Genomic DNA, 14,036 nt, shown 5'->3' with positions numbered 1-14,036 from the left:
TGGCGACCGCGCCGGCCATCATGCCGACCCGCCGCGACCTTTTCGCGCTGTTCGGATCGGTGTCCGTCGCGGGGCTTATCCCCGGTGTCGCGCAGGCCGCGGCCGCGCTCCCGATCTACCGTGATGCGCGCGCACCGGTCGACCTGCGGGTGCGCGACCTGATGGCGCGGATGACGCTGGAGGAGAAAGTTGGCCAGACCATTTCCCTGTGGGCAACCAAGGCGGATGTGATGACTCCGGGCGGGCTCGAGTTCGATCCGACGCGTGCGACGGCGGCGTATCCGGCAGGGTTCGGCCAGGTGACTCGGCCCTCGGACAAGCGCGGCGGTCCGTCGGTCGCAGCCGTCGCCGGCGGCACCGGCGCGCAGTGGCGGGGCTCCGCCTCGACGATCGCGTTCGTCAACGCGGTCCAGCGCTGGGCGCGGGGCACGCGGCTCGGCATCCCGGTGATCTTTCATGAGGAATCGCTGCACGGCTACATGGCGCCCGACGCGACGATGTTCCCGCAGGCGATCGGCATGGCGGGCGCGTTCGATCGCGACCTGATGCGGCGCGCGCAGGCGATCATCGGCCGCGAAGTGCGCGCGCATGGCAGCCATCTGTCGCTGTCGCCGGTCGTCGATATCGCGCGCGACCCGCGCTGGGGACGGATCGAGGAGACGTTCGGCGAGGATCCCTATTTGTGCGGCGAGATGGGCGTCGCCGCGGTCGAGGGGCTGCAGGGCGACAGCCGGACGCTCGCGCCCGGCAAGGTGTTTGCGACGTTGAAGCACATGACGGGCCACGGCCAACCCCAAGCGGGCAACAATATCGGCCCCGCGCCGATCGGCGAGCGCGAACTGCGCGAAAACTTCTTCCCGCCGTTCCGCGCGGTCGTGACGCGCACCGGGATCGGCGCGGTCATGCCGTCCTATAACGAGATCGACGGCGTGCCGAGCCATGCGAACCACTGGCTGCTCGGCGACGTGCTGCGCGGCGAATGGGGATTTTCGGGCGCGATCGTCAGCGATTATGGTGCGATCGAGGAGCTCGACACGATCCACCACATCGCGCCCGACGTGGCCGGCGCGGCGCGGCTGGCGCTGGCGGCGGGGGTCGACAGCGCGCTGCCCGACGGGATCGCGTATCGGACGCTGCCCGCGCAGGTGCGCGCGGGGACGGTGCCGATCGCCGCGGTGGATGCCGCGTGCGCGCGGATGCTGGCATTGAAGTTCCGCGCCGGACTGTTCGAGGAGTCGGCGGTCGACGCGCGCGCCGCGGCCCGCCTTACGGGGAATGCCGAGGCGCGGGGCGTTGCGCTGGAGGGCGCGCGGAAAGCGCTATGCCTGCTGACCAATGACGGTACGTTGCCGCTGTCGCCCAAGGGCAAGATCGCGGTGATCGGTCCGAATGCCGCGATCGTGCGATTGGGTGGCTATTCCGCGCCGCCGCGGCAGAGCGTCACGCTGCTCGACGGCGTCCGCGCGCTGGTCGGCAATGCGGCCACCATCGTCCATGCGCAGGGCGTCTTCATCACGCAGAGCGAGGACCGCTCGCAGGACGCGGTGCTGCTCGCCGATCCGGCCAAGAACCGCGCGCTGATCGCCGAGGCGGTCGAAGTCGCGCGCGGGGCCGACACGATCATTCTCGCGATCGGCGATACCGAGCAGACCAGCCGCGAGGGGTTCTCGGCGAACCATCTCGGCGACCGCACCACGCTCGACCTGATCGGCGAGCAGAACGCGCTGTTCGAAGCACTCCACGCGCTGGGCAAGCCGATCGTGGTGACCGCGATCAACGGGCGTCCGCCGAGCTGGCCGACCGTGATGGCGAATGCCAATGCGGTGCTGGAATGCTGGTATCCGGGGCAGGAGGGCGGCACGGCGATGGCCGAGGCGCTGTTCGGGCGGATCAATCCGGGCGCCAAGCTGCCGGTGACGGTGGTGCGCGAAGTCGGGCAGGTGCCGTTCTATTACAACCGCAAGCCATCGACGCAGCGCGGCTATCTGTTTGCGGAGACGGCGCCGCTGTTCCCGTTCGGCCACGGGCTCAGCTACACGCGCTTCGAGGTGAGCGCGCCGCGGCTTTCGGCGGCGAAGATCGGTGTCGCGGGCAGCGTCGGCGTCGAGGTCGACGTCGCTAATATCGGGCAACGTGCCGGCGACGAGGTCGTGCAGGTCTACGTCCGCGACCAGGTCTCGTCGGTGGCGCGGCCGCTGATGGAATTGAAGGGGTTCGAACGCGTGACGCTGGCGCCCGGCGAGCGGCGGACGTTGCGCTTCACGCTCGGCCCTGACGCGTTCGCGCTGTGGGACGTCGACATGCGCGAGGTCGTCGAACCCGGCCTGTTCACGATCATGGCTGGCCCCGATTCGGCGCATCTGAAAACCGCCACCCTCGAAATCGCCTGAACGGCCCGCAACGCTCGGAATCGATTCCGCCCGCGTCGCCGTCACCTGTCTGGGGCGCAATTTCGTCACGGGGAAGATTGCTTGCGACGATGGTACAATCGGCGGGGACGACGAGTCAACGTGGTCAAGCAAGCCTATCGACTGTGAAGTGTTCCCGTACTGAGCTTGCCAAATACCAGGCCTTGTCGCTGCACGTGATTCGCTGCCAATCCGATACTTGACACGCCAAGTGCGACTAAACCCGATATGGTTTCGATTTTGCGGCTGTGTCGCAGAAATAGCACAATGCTCTCGAAATGGTCTTTCGGACCATTTTTAACGCTGCGCCAATGCATTGGCGTAGTTCAAGTAACCTTAATCGTCGTTTTGACGGGCTTTGCCGCAACCGGGATGTCGCAACTCTACTACCCCAAGATGCTTGCCAACGTGCATCGATGGAATATGTTAGCGCTCGCACAGTCGGCAATGATCGACGTGAGTTTTCCGCGGGCATCAGGGCCGCGATCAAGGGGGGATGAACATGAAGGCTGATAGTCTTTCGTCGGCGCTCGCGCGCTCGGTATCCGTTTTGGCAGTGGCTAGCTGCCTCGCAGTGTCGGGAACGGCATTGGCGCAAACCCAGACGGGCGCCGATGCCACGAATGCTCAGCCGACAACGGCCCCGGGAACGACCGCGGATCCCTCGACGACGGCGGGTCAGCTGACCCAGCCACAGACCGCACCGTCGTCTGAATCGGCATTGCCGGCGGTCGAGAACGAGATCGTCGTCACCGGTGTCCGCGCCAGCCTTGAACGGTCCATCGCGATCAAGCGCAATTCAACCGGTATCGTCGATGCCATTTCCGCAGAAGACATTGGCAAGTTCCCCGACACCAACCTTGCCGAATCGCTGCAGCGGATCACCGGCGTCTCGATCAACCGCACCAACGGCGAAGGCGCGCTCGTTACCGTTCGCGGCTTCGGTCCGAGCTATAACCTCGTCACGCTGAACGGCCGTCAGCTTGCGACCGCGAACGTCCAGGTCGTCGGCGGCGACCAGAATTCCGACAGTGCGCAGGGTGCCAGCCGATCGTTCGATTTCTCGAACCTGGCCTCGGAAGGCGTTCGTACGCTGGAGGTCTACAAGACCGGCCGCGCGTCCGTACCGACCGGCGGCATCGGTGCAACGATCAACGTCGTCACGCGTCGCCCGCTGGACGGCAAGGGTGGCCTGACCGGCAGCATCGGCGCGAAGGGCGTCTACGACACCAGCACCAATGGCTGCCTCGATTGCGGATCGAAGGTGACCCCTGAATTGTCCGGCGTGCTTAGCTGGGCCGATCCGACCGATCGGTTCGGCGTCTCCCTGTTCGGCAGCTATCAGAAGCGCAACTTCACCTCGATCGCCGCGACGTCCAATGACTGGAACGTCCAGTCGTACACCGATTTCCTGGCGGGTGGTTTCGTTAAGGGCGATGGCAGCACGAAGATCACGGGCGCGCCGACTAATGCGAACCAGCTCGTCGCGTTCCCCAACGACAGCCGCTATCACTACGCAGAAGGCAGCCGCGAGCGCATAAACGGCCAGGCGGTGGTCCAGTTTAAGCCGATTGAGACGCTGACGCTGACCGCGGACGCGTTGTTCGCGCAGAACACGCAGAAGGAAATCCGCTCGGATCTGTCCAACTGGTTCAGCCGGCCGTTCGACGAAGTGCGGTTCGACGCTAACCCCGTGGTCGCCACCGCGAATTACCTGCACGAGACGATCAACGGCGCCAAGGACGAAGGGTTCGAGGCACAGAACCGCGGCCAGAAGAGCCGGATCCAAGATTTCGGCCTGAACGGCAAATGGGAGATCACCGACAACTTCACGTTCAACCTCGACGGCCATTACAGCAAGGCATCGAGCCGCCCGGACAACCCCAATGGCAACAGCTCGACCTTGGTCGGCATGGCCGCCAACGTCGTGACCGCGCATTCGGTCGATTATACCGGCGCTATTCCGGTACAGGACGTGACGCTCAACGGTCCGCTGACGGTGAACCAGGTGGGCTCGCAAATCGGCCGCACTTATGCGTCTGCGCAGGACCAGCGGGTGAAGGAACTGCGCGGCGATTTTGGCTGGGATCTCGGGGGCGGTAGCCGCTTCGATTTCGGCGGCAATTTGCGCAATACAAACATGCACCAAACGCGGACGTCCACGCAGCAGGTGCTGGGCGACTGGGGTATTACCAGCCCCGGCGATGTCGAGAAACTGGCACCCGGCGCGCTGCAGGCGTTCTGCTTGGTATGTAAGTTCAAGCATTACGATCCGGGCAACGATCCGGAATCGCAGACCGCCTTCCGCGGTGATGCGGCTGCCATCTACTCGATACTGTCGCCATTCTACGCCACGGCCGGTAATCCGGTCGGCACCACGGCCACCGAAGACAACCGTGTCCGCGAGAAGATTTGGTCGGCCTACGGCCAGGTTACGTGGAAGGGCGAGCTCGGTCGGTCGCCTGCGGTGCTCGTCGCCGGCGTGCGCTACGAGCACACCAAGTCCACCTCGACATCGCTGGTCGCCGTACCCGCTGCGATCAACTGGGTTTCGGACAACGACTATACCGTGGTGATTTCGAACCAGAACAGCTTCCTGACGGAGAGCGGGACATACAACAACTTCCTGCCTTCGATGGATTTTCAGGTAGAGCTGCAAAACAACCTGATCGGTCGCCTCTCGTTCAGCAAGACGATCGCCCGGCCGGAATATAGCAATCTGTTTACCTCGACCAGCGTCGGCGTACCATCGCGGCCGATCGCCAATGGCGGACTAGCGACTGGATCATCGGGCAACGCGAAATTGATCCCGCTGGAGTCGGACAATCTCGATGCGTCGCTTGAATGGTACTACAAACCGGACAGCTATTTGTCCTTTGGCGTGTTCGACAAGCGCGTCCGCAACTTCATCGGTAACGGGCAAAGCTCAACCACACTGTTCGGGCTGAGGGACCCGAGCTCTGGGGCTGCGGGCACGCGCTCGGGGCAAGCAAAGGCGGCGTTGCAGGCCTTGGGTGCCGACCAGAGCGACGTCAATCTGTTCGCACTGACGGCGTTGCTCGACCAGACCGGCTCGATCGGCGCGGCGACCACGGTGTTCCAGGCAAATTACAACGCAACGACGCGCTCGCTGAACGACGATTTTGTCAAGCAGATCAACAGCAGCCGGGACGTCATCGCCAACGGAACCGATGTTCTCTATCAGTTCCAGCTGACCCAGCCGATCAACAACAAGGATGCCGAAATCTACGGCTTCGAGGCGGCGGGGCAGCATTTCTTCGGATCGACCGGCTTCGGCGTCAGCGCGGCCTACACGCTGGTGCGCGGCGATGTGGGGTTCAACATCGGGGGCCCAACGACGGAGAACCAGTTCGCGTTGCTCGGTCTGTCAGATACGTTCAACGCGACGCTGATCTTCGACAAATACGGACTGTCGGCACGGATCGCGTATAATTGGCGCGACAAGTTCCTGTCGGGAATCAATCGCGGCAATTCGAAAAATCCGGAGTTCACTAAGCCGTTCGGACAGCTCGACGCGAACATCAGCTACGATATCACGCCGAGCTTCGCGGTATCGATCGAAGGCATCAACCTGACCGAGACCAAGCTTCGCACCTATGGTCGCGACGAGAGCGAACTCTGGTTCGGCCAGGAACTGCGCCGCCGCTTCCTTCTCGGGGGGCGCTTCCGCTTCTAGGCGGATGCGGTGCCGGACCGGCGGCACGCCAACCCTCCTCCTTACGGGGGAGGGTTGGCGCCTCTACCAAGACCACTGGTATATCGAGATTATCGGTCTGCGGACGGCGTGCGGTATCACTTCAGCGGCACGGTAGTGTGGCCTTTGATGACTGCCATTGTCTCCGACCTACGGCATTTGATGGCCGGATCGCACGTCCCAGGGAAGTCCGGGTCCAGGGTGGGCGATAGCTGTGAGACGTGTTGCGCGTCGTTGCTGCAATCGCGCCGCCATCAGATTGCATGCCGCGACGGTGCTCTGCATGGTACGCGGGTGGCACCGGACACATGGATCTCGAAAGGCGCATCGTGACGAATATCGTCCTTCTGAATAACGTCGACCACCAGGATTTGACGGTCGCAACGGGCCATGGTCCCGAGTTCGGCGATGCCGTGAACCAGGTGCTGGTGTTCCCGACCGAATGGCAGGATCTCCAACGCGAATACCCGATCCTGTTTCGACGTTCCGAAGATGGGCGGTTCCAGTCGGTCGCGTTGGTGGGGCTCGATCGTGACGAGAATCTATTCCTCGGCGATGGTGTTTGGCACGCGCGCTATATCCCGGCGCTCCATCAGCGTGGCCCTTTCTCGATCGGCCTCACGCGCAACGACGACGGTAGCCAAGGCGAACCGATGATCCATATCGATCTCGATTCCTCGCGCATCGTTCCCCGCGCCACGGGTGTTCGGGGGTCGCCCGTGTTCCTGCCGCACGGCGGCAACAGCCCGTATCTCGATGCGGTATCGGACGTGCTTGGCCGCATCCATGACGGGGTGATCGTGAACGACGCGATGTTCGACGCCTTTCAAGCGGAGGGACTGATCGAGCCCGTCTCGCTCGAGATATTTCTCGACGAGACGAACAAATATACGCTCGACGACCTGTACACGATTTCGGCTGAACGGCTCGCCGCGCTGGATAGCGCTGCCTTGGCGCGCTTGCACGGACCCGGGTTTCTTCAACTCGCGGTCTTTGCAATTGCGTCGGTTGGAACCGTCTCAAGCCTTATCGAACGCAAGACCAGTCGGCTCGCAGCGCAGTGACACCTCGCGCGACTCTGCCGGCTGTTCGTACAATCGTGGGCGCGAAACGTGGCGAGATCGACTTTGCCGCGCTGATCGAAGCGGGCCAGCCGGTCGTGCTGAAGGCCGTGGCGACCGATCTGCCGCTGGTCGAAGCGGGACGGCAGGGCGCAGACACAGCAATGGCGTATCTGTCGCGCTTCGATGCGGGACGCCCAGTCGTCGGTTTTGTGGGTGAGGGGGGGATTGGGGGGCGGTTCTTTTATAATGACCACTTGACGGGCATGAATTACGTGGCGGGGCGTGCGCCGCTGGCCGAGTATTTCGAGCGGATTCGCGCGGGTATCGCCGGCGGTGAGGCGTCGTCGGTGTATCTTGGCTCGACCGATGTCGACACCTTCTTCCCCGGTTTGCGTAGTGAGAATCCCGTCGTGGCAACGGGCGATCTGGCCGGTTCCGGCGTGCCGCTCGCGAGCCTGTGGATCGGCAACCGCACGACGGCGGCGGCGCATTGGGACATGTCGAACAACATAGCATGCCCGCTGGTCGGTCGGCGGCGATTCACGCTGTTCCCGCCCGATCAGGTCGCGAACCTGTATCCAGGACCACTCGAACCGACGCCGGGCGGGCAAGTCGTCAGCATGGTCGATTTCATCGAACCCGATTACAACCGTCATCCGGGTTTCCGCGACGCATTGAACGTGGCGCAGGTCGCAGAGCTCGATCCGGGCGACATCCTCGTCTACCCCGCCTTGTGGTGGCACCGCGTCGAGGCGCTCGACGACTTCAACGTCATGATCAACTATTGGTGGAACGCCGTACCGGCGTTCGTCGATACGCCGATGACGACTCTGCTCCACGCGATGCTCAGCTTGCGCGATCGTCCCGAAGGCGAGAAGCGGGCATGGCGCGAGCTGTTCGACTATTACGTCTTCGGTCCCGGCGAGCGCGCCGGCGACCACCTGCCGCCGCATGCGCGGGGTGCCCTGGCGACGCTGGACCACACCGCCGCACGGCGGCTGCGCGCGCAGGTCCTGCAACGGATGAACAGATAGGACGGCCATGACCGACGCACCAAAGCGCAATCGAGTCGTCATCGCGGGCGGCGGGACCACAGGCTGGCTCGCCGCCGCGGCACTCTCGCGACAGCTTGGCACGCTGGTCGACGTCACGCTGGTTGAATCCGAAGAGATCGGCACGATCGGTGTCGGCGAGTCCACCATCCCGACGGCGCGCGCGTTCCACCGGCTGATCGGGATCGACGAGCAGCAATTCATGGCCGAGACCGGCGCGACCTTCAAACTCGGCATCGCGTTCGAGAATTGGGCGCGGATCGGCGATCGCTACATTCATGCGTTCGGCGAAACCGGGCAGTCCACCTGGATGGGAGCGTTTCACCATTTCTGGCTCCAGGCGCGCGAAGACGGCTTCGGCGGCGACCTGGGGGACTATTGCCTCGAACTCCAAGCGGCCGACGCGGCGCGGTTCGCGATCGGCGGCAACGCGCCGGACCTGAGCTATGCCTACCATCTCGACGCGGGCCGCTATGCCCGACATCTGCGCACGCTCGCCGAAGGTGCGGGCGCCCGCCGCATCGAAGGCTTTATCGACCGCGTAGTACAGGACGGCGAGAGCGGCGATATCGCAGCGATCGTCCTGCGCTCGGGCGAGCGGATCGAGGGCGACCTGTTCATCGACTGCACCGGGTTCCGCGCGATGCTGATCGGGCAGACGCTCGGGTCGCCGTTCGAGAATTGGCGGCATTGGTTGCCGACCGACAGCGCGGTCGTCACGCAGACGCGCTCGGTCGGGCCGGCGGTGCCGTATACGCGGGCGATCGCGCACGGTGCCGGCTGGCGCTGGCGCATTCCGCTGCAGCACCGGGTTGGGAACGGGTTCGTCTATGACAGCCGGCACCTCTCCGCAGACGAGGCGCGTGCGCAATTGCTCGCCGAAGTGGACGGCGAGGTCATGGTCGAGCCGCGGCTGATCCGCTTCGAGCCCGGCCGCCGGCAGGACGTCTGGCGCGGCAATTGCGTTGCGCTCGGATTGGCGGGCGGGTTCGTCGAGCCGCTCGAATCGACCGCGATCCACCTCGCCATGATCGGTATCACGCGTCTGCTCCAGGTGTTCCCGTTCGACGGCAGCCATGCCGCGACCGCCAAACGGTTCAACGAACAGGCCGCCGCGGATATCGAGCGGATCCGCGACTTCATCGTGTTGCATTATGTGTTGACCGAGCGCGACGACACCGCGTTCTGGGATGCGTGTCGGACGATGGCGATACCGGAGACGCTCGGCGACCGGATCGCGCTGTTTCGCGAGAGCGGCATGGCGTATCAGGACGGCGAGGAAATCTTTCGTGTCGCCTCCTGGGCGCAGGTGATGACGGGCCAGCGCCTGTCGCCGCGCCAGCACCACCGGATGGGTCGGATCATGGGAGAGCCCCGCCTGCGACAGGTCCTGGGAGACATGAAAACGTCGATCGCCCGGCAGGTCGCTGTCCTGCCGACCCATCAGGAATTCCTGCGCACCTATTGCCCCGCCGATGCGTGAGGGCGCCGCTGGCGACGCGTTCCGGCCGGGACGCCGCGACGTCCTGCTGGGTGCGGCGGCCTTGATCGCTGCGCCCGCATTCGGTGCCGGCCTGGCGGACGCGCCGGTGGAGCCGCGCATCCAGCGGATGTCGCCAACGTTCGACCGGATGGTTGCGCCCGACGCGCGGGTCGAGACGATCGCGACCGGCATCCGCTGGGCGGAGGGACCGCTATGGGTCGAGGCCGGACGGTATCTGTTATTCTCCGATCCACCCGCCAACATCGTTCGTCGCTGGCACAAGGGGGGACCCGCCGTTCCGTTCCTCGATCCGTCGGGGGCAGGCGGCACCGACCCGAAGCTGATCCGCGAGCCCGGTGCGAACGGTCTCGCGCTCGACCATGCGGGCAGGTTGTTGATCGCGAACAGCGGTGGACGGTCGATCGACCGCGTGAATCTGATCACGCGGCGGCGTGAGACGATCGTCGATCGCTACCAGGGAAAGCGGTTCAACAGCCCGAACGACCTGCATGTAGCGCGCGACGGGACGCTGTATTTCACCGATCCGCCGTACGGCCTGACCGAAGGCGATGCGTCGCCGCTGAAGGAACTGGCGGTGAACGGCGTCTATCGGCTGCAGCCGGGTGGCGCGGTCGAGCTGCTGGAAGGGAGCCTGACTCGACCGAACGGCATCGCGCTGTCGTCCGACGAAACGCGGCTCTACGTGTCGGTGTCGGACGAAACCGCGCCGCGGATCATGGTCTACGACCTCGATGCCAAGGGTGTGCGCAATGCCAGGGTGCTGCTCGATGCCAGGCCGATGAAGGCGCGGGGCGGGGCGGGGTTGACCGACGGCATGAAGGTCGCGCGTGACGGAACGCTCGTGTGTTCGGTGCCCGGCGGGATGATGTTCCTGACGCCCGATGCGGAGCCGCTCGCGTTGGTGACGACCGGTGCGCCGATCGCCAACTGCGCGTTCGGGGAACGAGGGCGGGCGCTGTACATGACGGCCAACGACCGTGTCCTGCGCCTGCCGCTGCGTGAGGGATGGCAGGGCCGAGGCTGATCGCCGGAACTCGGCGGGGCTCGTACGTCTCGCGAAAGAACCGGCGAACGTCAGGGTCCAATTGGAAACGGAGGTAACGTCGGACGCGCCTTCGTGACCTCGATTGTCCCAACTGGACCACGGCCTTCGCCGGAGAGGGGGCGTTTAGGGATAGCAATGTCGCTTGAGTTCGCTTGGGTGATGTCGCGGCTTCGGGCCCGTCACGCTCTGAGAACCCTGGGTTCAGACATGCCCTGCGGCATTGAAATCCCCCGGTAGCGGTAGATCTACCGGGGGATACGCGATCAGAACCGCGCGCGGAGACCGAGCCGGTAGAAGCGACCCAGCGTGTCGTACAGTGCCGGGTTCACGTCGAGCCCGGTGTTAGTCTGTGGCGCGGGCTCCGGGTCATGATCGAACAGATTGTCGACCTTGAAGAACAGGCTGACCTGCTTGGTCACGTTCACCGATCCCCCGAGGTCGACGTAGAACGCACCCTTCATCTTGTTGTAGTCGATCGTCGGGTTGTTCGCGGTCGAGGCCGGGCAACCGGTGGTGCAGACCACATATTGGTTGCCGAACACGCCGTCCGAGAACCAGCGCTCCTGCAGGTTGATGCTGAAGACGTCGTTGTCGTAGCTTTGCGTCGCCAGCCACTTCCAGTCCGGCGTCGCGCCGTTGTTTGCCCCCGCCTGGTCCACGACGGCCACACCGGCGATCCCGGCGTCGACGAGGAACTCCTTCACATGCGTGCCCAGCACGCGCATCGTGAAATTGCCGGGGATGCCGAGCGGCTTCTTCCACTGATAGCTCGCCTCGATATCGAACCCGCTGGTCTTCCACGAAGCGAGATTGAACGGCTGGACGTTGATGAAATTCCCGCCCTGAGTCGGGCTGTTGAGCACGAAGCCGCCGCAGAACGCCTGATTGCCCTCGAAGCAGAAGCGGACGATCTGGTCGGGCGACAGCGTCGAGACCACGCCGTCGAGCTTGATCTTGTAATAGTCGAACGACAAGCCGAGGCCCGGTGCCCAGGACGGGTGCGACAGGACGATACCGACCTCGGTATTGCGCGCGATTTCGGGCTTCAGATTGGGGTTGCCGACGGTGTTCTGGAACGCCTGCACGCCGCCGCCCGGCGGGAATGGGTTGGTGAAGTTGGGCAGCGTGGTGACGGTCGGCGCGGCGAACAATTCGGACAGGTTCGGTGCGCGGACATCGCGCGACGTGACGGCACGCAACCGGATGCCGTCGAGCGGCGTATCCCAGGTGCCGCCGGCCTTCCACGCCCAGACCGTGCCCGACGTGCTGTAATGCGTCACGCGACCCGCGCCGTTGAGGTTGGCGCGACCGATCGCCTCGCTGTTGAACAAGGGCAGATTGAGCTCGAGGAACCCTTCGTACACCTCGTACTTGCCGCGGCCGTTCTTATAGTTGCCCGCTGCCCAATTGCTGCCCAGCGCCGAGTTCAACAGCGGGTCGGCGGGATAGGCGGTGCTGTTGGGGCTGAGCGTGGTGACGCCCGCGCCATAGGGATCGCCGTGGACGCGGTAGAATTCGCGACGATATTCGCCACCGAACGCGACCGACAGCGGCCCGGCCCACAGGTTGAGCGGTTCGCCCGAGAAGTTGAGGCTGGCGACGTCCTGCGTCAGCTTGGTGCGCTGGAGCGGTCCGTTGGCAGGGGTGACATAGGCGAGTGCCGATGCCGACGGCACCGCACCGCCGAAGATGTTGATCGGCTGGCACCCGGCGGCGCGCGCGACCGGATCAGCGCAGACGATCGCGCCGTTCAGCGTGATCGCGTTGGTCGCGGCGACGTAGCGCGGCTGTAACACGGTATTGTCGACGTCGATCGCCGCCAGCGTGATACCGTGTTCGTAATAAGCGTCGTAGGTCCACGGCGTGCTGCCGATCTCGAACTTGCCCTTCAGCCCGCCGACGAAGCGGTACTGGCGACGGTCCGTCTGGACCAGCGAATCGGGGAAATTGCCGTTGCTGGTGCCGAAGTTGAACTGCGTGATACCGGCGGTCGCACAGCGGTCGCGGACCAGTTGCGGCAGGAAGGGGTTGGCGCACTGCACGGTCAGGTTGGGGCGATTATAGCCGGGGCTCGGCTGGTTGCTGGTCTTCACTTGCGCGAGGTTGACCGTCACATAGGCTTCGTTGTTCTCGGCGAAGTCGAAGCCGATCCGCCCGAAGCCGTTGAGCCGCTCGAGCGACGATTTGAGCGATGCGCCCGAGCCCGGCGCGCCAGACAGGTCGCCGCCGACGCAGAAGCTGTTCGCGGGGAAGCAATTCGTGACGCCGCCAGTGCCGGTCGGTCGACCGTTCGAGCCGTAGTTGAAATTATACGGTGCGCCGCTCTGGTCGAAGGCGATGCCCTGCAACGGGCCGTTGTTGATCAGGCCGTAGCGGGCATATTGATAGGGCTGGGCATAGTCGCGATAGTTGAACTGCGGCAGGCCGTTGTTGGTCTGACCGGTGTTGACGAGCGTGGTGGCACGGTACCAGTCGCGACCCTTGGCGAGGTCGGTGCCGAAATCGCCCGGGCCGACGCCGTCTTCGTCGTCATATTCGCCGCTGACGATCAGGTGCAGCTTATCGCCGAACAGCGCGGTGCCGAACGCGGCCTGGACCAGCGCCTGCTTGTCGTCGCCGTAATTGGTGATGCCACCCTGGACGTTCGCCTTGAAGCCCGTGAAGCGCGTGTCGGTGATGAAGTTGACCACGCCGCCGACCGCGTCCGAGCCGTAGGACGCCGATGCGCCGCCGGTCACGACATCGACGCGCTTGACCAGCAACTGCGGGAACATGCTGATGTCGGGGACGCCGGAGACGTTGGCGCCGACGACGCGCTGGCCGTCGAGCAGAGTCAGTGTCCGGATCGGGCCGAGCCCGCGCAGCGAGAAGGAGCTCAGGCCCTGCGTGCCGCTGGACGTGCTGAACGTGCCGGTGGAGGCGCCGGTCGATCCCTGCAGCGATGGCAGCTGCGCGACCGCGTTGAAGATGTTGGGCTGTGCGTTCTTGAGGATCTGGTCCTCGCCGATCACCGTTGTCGGCGTCGGCGCATTGAAACCGCTCGACGTGATGCGCGAGCCCGTGACGACGATGTCCTTGTCCGTCGCGCCCTGATCGTCTGCGGCGGTCTGCGGCGTCAGCGTCTGCGGAGGCGCGGCCGGATCGGCCGATTGGGTCGAGGCGGGCAGGTCGGATGGCGTGGTCGCGGTCTGGGCCGCGGTCTGGGCTGCGGCAGGCGCGCAGAGCAGCGCGGTGGCCAGCACGATCAT

General features: G+C 64.8%; 7 protein-coding genes. 6 read left to right on the top strand and 1 reads right to left on the bottom strand.

Annotation, left to right across the window (positions count from 1 at the left end):
- Positions 1–20: 20 nt before the first annotated feature.
- From HMP09_RS08035 to HMP09_RS08010, 6 genes are all read left to right on the top strand, one after another.
- Positions 21–2,390 (top strand): glycoside hydrolase family 3 N-terminal domain-containing protein, encoded by a 2,370-nt coding sequence (locus HMP09_RS08035; RefSeq protein WP_176501656.1) that lies wholly within the window; start codon positions 21–23, stop codon positions 2,388–2,390.
- A gap of 520 nt (positions 2,391–2,910) precedes the next feature.
- Complete coding sequence (locus HMP09_RS08030) at positions 2,911–6,105, top strand: TonB-dependent receptor (protein WP_176499930.1); 3,195 nt, start codon at positions 2,911–2,913, stop codon at positions 6,103–6,105.
- A gap of 347 nt (positions 6,106–6,452) precedes the next feature.
- On the top strand, positions 6,453–7,187 hold the full coding sequence (locus tag HMP09_RS08025; protein ID WP_232090790.1) for a SapC family protein: 735 nt from the start codon (positions 6,453–6,455) through the stop codon (positions 7,185–7,187).
- Positions 7,188–7,222: 35 nt separating this feature from the next.
- Positions 7,223–8,221 (top strand): cupin-like domain-containing protein, encoded by a 999-nt coding sequence (locus HMP09_RS08020; protein ID WP_232090787.1) that lies wholly within the window; start codon positions 7,223–7,225, stop codon positions 8,219–8,221.
- Between the two features lie 7 nt (positions 8,222–8,228).
- The gene (locus tag HMP09_RS08015; protein WP_176499928.1) at positions 8,229–9,722 is read left to right on the top strand and encodes a tryptophan halogenase family protein; all 1,494 of its coding nucleotides are present in this window, start codon (positions 8,229–8,231) and stop codon (positions 9,720–9,722) included.
- Positions 9,715–10,767: an SMP-30/gluconolactonase/LRE family protein gene (locus HMP09_RS08010; RefSeq protein ID WP_176499927.1), complete on the top strand. Its 1,053-nt coding sequence runs from the start codon at positions 9,715–9,717 to the stop codon at positions 10,765–10,767. The genes HMP09_RS08015 and HMP09_RS08010 overlap by 8 nt, the downstream gene beginning before the upstream one ends.
- A gap of 284 nt (positions 10,768–11,051) precedes the next feature.
- Here HMP09_RS08010 and HMP09_RS08005 read toward each other — a convergent pair whose 3' ends face one another.
- Positions 11,052–14,036 carry a TonB-dependent receptor plug domain-containing protein gene (locus tag HMP09_RS08005; protein WP_176499926.1) on the bottom strand — a complete coding sequence of 995 codons (2,985 nt, stop codon included), beginning with the start codon at positions 14,034–14,036 and terminating at the stop codon, positions 11,052–11,054.

The sequence above is a fragment of the Sphingomonas sp. HMP9 genome (assembly GCF_013374115.1).
Taxonomy (GTDB): domain Bacteria; phylum Pseudomonadota; class Alphaproteobacteria; order Sphingomonadales; family Sphingomonadaceae; genus Sphingomonas.
The sequence above is the reverse complement of the archived record's forward strand: the minus strand, read 5'-3'. Positions and strand labels throughout refer to the sequence as shown.

Bases quoted from the DNA above. Each gene is read 5' to 3' on its own strand.
- HMP09_RS08035 (WP_176501656.1), top strand. From the start codon at position 21: ATGCCGACCCGCCGCGACCTTTTCGCGCTGTTCGGATCGGTGTCCGTC.
- HMP09_RS08005 (WP_176499926.1), bottom strand. From the start codon at position 14,036: ATGATCGTGCTGGCCACCGCGCTGCTCTGCGCGCCTGCCGCAGCCCAG.
- HMP09_RS08010 (WP_176499927.1), top strand. From the start codon at position 9,715: ATGCGTGAGGGCGCCGCTGGCGACGCGTTCCGGCCGGGACGCCGCGAC.
- HMP09_RS08030 (WP_176499930.1), top strand. From the start codon at position 2,911: ATGAAGGCTGATAGTCTTTCGTCGGCGCTCGCGCGCTCGGTATCCGTT.
- HMP09_RS08015 (WP_176499928.1), top strand. From the start codon at position 8,229: ATGACCGACGCACCAAAGCGCAATCGAGTCGTCATCGCGGGCGGCGGG.